Below are 3455 nucleotides of genomic sequence, written 5' to 3' on the forward strand. Positions count from 1 at the left end.
TCCCTTTCCGGCGAGTCCGACTCTATCAGATCCTTTCGGGCCTGATTTCCTCGGCGCTTCCAAGGCAATGCGCTTTCGCGTTTCCCTTTTCAGCGGCTCCGACTTTAGCAGAATCTGGGGGCCGGATTGACCGGCGGCCATTTCTGAATCATCGGGAGGGGCTTCTTCCGAATCGACATGTCGATTGACTTGAGAAGCGAGCAGACTCTAACTGCTGCCGCCGGATGTGTCCAGCTCTAGGCAACTGTTCAAATCTACCTCCCCGATCGACCCGTGTCAACGGGTTTTCTGGGGTAAGGGAGAGGCTAGCAGGTGAACCGGGGCACTCGCACGTCAAGCGGCCGTCGGCAGAGTGTCGCTGCGCTCGGACGCCGAGAGGTCGCCGGTCTCGCCGGAGCGTGCCGCGCGGCCCCCGAGGACATAGACGTATGCGAGAAAGGCCAGCTCAGCGGCGATTCCGATGCCGATGCGGGCCCAGGTCGGGAGGCTCGACGGCGTGACGAAGCCTTCGATGGCACCCGAGACGAAGAGGACCAGGGCCAGGCCTATCGCCATGCCCAGCGCGGCGCGCCCCTCTTCCGCGAGAGCCGTGCGACGGGATCGCGGGCCCGGGTCGATCACGGTCCAGCCCAGTCTCAGTCCCGTGCCCGCGGCGACGAAGACGGCGGTCAGTTCCAGCAGGCCGTGCGGGAGGACGAGCCCGAGGAAGGTGTCGAGGCGGCCGGCCGATGACATCAGGCCGATGCCGACGCCCAGGTTGAGCATGTTCTCGAAGAGGATCCAGAGGACCGGGAGGCCCAGGAAGACGCCCAGTACCAGGCACATGGCGGCGGCCTCGGCGTTGTTCGTCCACACCTGGGCCGCGAAGGCGGTCGCGGGATGGCTGGAGTAGTAGGTCTCGTACTCACCGCCGGGGCGGGTGAGGGAACGCAGTTCAGCGGGAGCGGCGATGGCGGCCTGGACCTCGGGGTGGGCGCCGATCCACCACCCGAGGAGGGCGGCTGTCGCCGTGGACAGGAGTGCCGTGGGTACCCACCAGTGGCGGGAGCGGTAGACGGCCGCGGGGAAACCGCGTGTCAGGAACCCCGTGACGTCTCGCCAGGAGGCCCGGCGGGTGCCTGTCACCGCACTGCGCGCGCGTGCCACCAACTGGCTGAGCCGTCCGGTCAGCTGGGGGTCCGGCGCGCTGGACCGGATCAGCGAGAGGTGGGTGGCGGTGCGCTGGTACAGGGTGATGAGTTCGTCGGCCTCCGCCCCGGTCAGACGGCGTTGACGGCGCAGCAGGGCGTCGAGTCTGTCCCACTCGGATCGGTGGGCGGAGACGAAGACGTCGAGGTCCATCGTTTTGCCTGCTCCTCGGCCGCGCATCGGGGGCACATCGTGGATGTCAGCTTGTCCTACTGGGGCGCGATGCGCCCTCAGCTTGGCAGACTGGCGGTTGTCGGGGCAGGTCGGGGGAAGGGCGGCGCGCGTGAGTGAGCTGGTGACGGGTGAGGCCGTGGCACTGGAGCTGCGGCCCGCGAAACTGCCGAGCCGGGCGCTCGCCGTGGTGCTCGACCTGGTCGTGGCGTTGGCGGTCTACGTCGTCGTGACCATCGGTCTGGTCGCCGCGACCGCCGCGCTGGACGACGCGGCGCAGATCGCCGTCTCGATAGCGAGCTTCCTGCTGGTGCTGGTCGGCGGTCCGATCGCCGTGGAGACACTCAGCCACGGCCGCTCCCTGGGAAAACTGGCGTGCGGGCTGCGGGTGGTGCGGGACGACGGCGGGCCGATCCGGTTCCGGCACGCCCTGGTGCGCGGTGCCGTGGGCGTGGTCGAGATCCTGATGACGTTCGGGATCGTCGCGTGCATCGCCTCGCTGGTGTCGGAGCGCGGGCGGCGGCTCGGTGACGTGTTCGCCGGGACACTCGTGGTGCGGGAGCGGATTCCGGTGGGGCGCATGCCGTACGTTCCCGCGCCGCCGCCGTGGCTGGCGGGGCGGTTCGCGGAGCTCGACCTGTCCGCCGTGCCGGACGGGCTGTGGCTGGCCATCCGGCAGTACCTGACGCGGATGCAGCAACTGGATCCGCAGATCGGTGGGGCGATGGCGGAACGGCTCGCCGCGGATCTCGCCGCTCGTACCGGTGCTCCGGTGCCGCAGGGCGTACCGGCCGGCGCGTATCTGGCGGCCGTCGTGCACGAGCGCCAGACCCGGGAGGTCCGTCGGACGTTCGGTGCCGCCCCGGACGGTTTCGCCTCCCCCGCACCCGGAGGTCATTCCTTCCCCCGGTCCGGCGTTCCTGTCGGCAACGCCTTCCAGCCGGCCGCTCCTGCCGGTCACCCCTTCCCTCCGGGGCCTGGTGTTCACCCCGCCCCGCCGTTCCCCGCCGGACATCCGGTCGCCTCTCGGCCGTCCCCGCCCCCGGCCGGTGCGGCCGACCCGGTCCAGCGGGCCGGCCAGGAGGAGCGTCCGTCGACCGGCTTCGCACCGCCCGCGTAGCTGCCCTCGGCGCCGGCCCTGACCGGCCCTCCGTCAGGTGAACACCGACGGCGGTGATTCGAGGTGTTCCAGTTCGATGCCGGGGGCCGCGAGCACCACGTCCCCGGCGATGTGCACGGAGTGCCGTTCCCCGGTGTCCAGTGCTGTGACCTGGTATTCGTCCACGGTCAGCGGGCCGTTGTCGGTGGCGTGTGTTTCGCTTGCGATCAAGGCCCAGGACTGGTCGAGGGTGCGTGGGGCGAGGACCGGGTCGGTGAAGGCGACGAGGCGGACGCGGGTCGCCGCGGCGGGGGCGGAAGCGGTGAGGCGGAGGAGGCGGGCGGTGGCGACGAGGAAGGCGGGGGAGGCGCCGGTGAAGGCGTGGGCGGGCACGTTGCCTTCGGTCGCCCCGGTCCCGGTGGGGTCGGTGCGGACCCAGGTCACGCCGTCGAGGGCGGCGCCCTTGACCTGCCAGCCCCCGGCGTGCAGTTCGAGCCGGATGGGGCGGCCGAGATCGTCGAGGGCGAGATCGACGGAGCCGGTGACGGTCGGCTCTCCGGGCTCGGGGAGACCGCCGGGCGCGGTGCCGGACGGGGTCGTGAGCTGGGAGACGTAGCGCCAGCCGGAGGGGCCGGGCGCGCAGTGGAAGTGTTCGTCGGCGAGGGGGGTGTGATCGTGCGGGTCATGGAGCGAATAGCGGCCGCGGGGCATGGGCGTTCAGGTCCTCATCGGGGACAGGCCCCCGCCGGGAGGGCGAGGGCCTGCTGACATCCGGACGCCGAGCGGTGGTGCCGCTGCTCGGCGGGTGTGCTCAGTAGCGGTAGTGGTCCGACTTGTAGGGGCCCTCGACCTCGACACCGATGTACGCGGCCTGCTCCGGGCGCAGCGTCGTGAGCTTGACGCCGAGGGCGTCGAGGTGGAGGCGGGCGACCTTCTCGTCGAGGTGCTTGGGCAGCACGTAGACGTCGGTCGGGTACTCCTCGGGCTTGGTGAACAG

4 protein-coding genes are annotated in these 3455 nt (G+C 70.9%); 1 reads left to right on the forward strand and 3 read right to left on the reverse strand.

Going from position 1 to position 3455, the window contains the following annotated elements:
• Window positions 1-333: 333 nt before the first annotated feature.
• Window positions 334-1341: a stage II sporulation protein M gene (locus tag CW362_RS42520; RefSeq protein ID WP_103554923.1), complete on the reverse strand. Its 1008-nt coding sequence runs from the start codon at window positions 1339-1341 to the stop codon at window positions 334-336.
• 130 nt (window positions 1342-1471) lie between these two features.
• Between CW362_RS42520 and CW362_RS42525 the strand changes: the two genes are divergently transcribed.
• A complete protein-coding gene (locus tag CW362_RS42525; protein WP_206301228.1) occupies window positions 1472-2479 on the forward strand; it encodes an RDD family protein in 1008 nt (335 codons plus the stop codon).
• Window positions 2480-2512: 33 nt separating this feature from the next.
• Here the strand turns inward: CW362_RS42525 and CW362_RS42530 are convergent, their stop codons facing one another.
• Window positions 2513-3169: a hypothetical protein gene (locus CW362_RS42530; protein WP_103554925.1), complete on the reverse strand. Its 657-nt coding sequence runs from the start codon at window positions 3167-3169 to the stop codon at window positions 2513-2515.
• A gap of 100 nt (window positions 3170-3269) precedes the next feature.
• On the reverse strand, window positions 3270-3455 hold a 186-nt coding region (locus tag CW362_RS42535; protein WP_206301215.1), incomplete at its 5' end, for an adenosylhomocysteinase.

Source organism: Streptomyces populi (genome assembly GCF_002911015.1).
Classification (GTDB): domain Bacteria; phylum Actinomycetota; class Actinomycetes; order Streptomycetales; family Streptomycetaceae; genus Streptomyces; species Streptomyces populi.

Coding starts and splice junctions, on each gene's coding strand:
- CW362_RS42520 (WP_103554923.1), bottom strand. CDS start 1,341: ATGGACCTCGACGTCTTCGTCTCCGCCCACCGATCCGAGTGGGACAGA.
- CW362_RS42530 (WP_103554925.1), bottom strand. CDS start 3,169: ATGCCCCGCGGCCGCTATTCGCTCCATGACCCGCACGATCACACCCCC.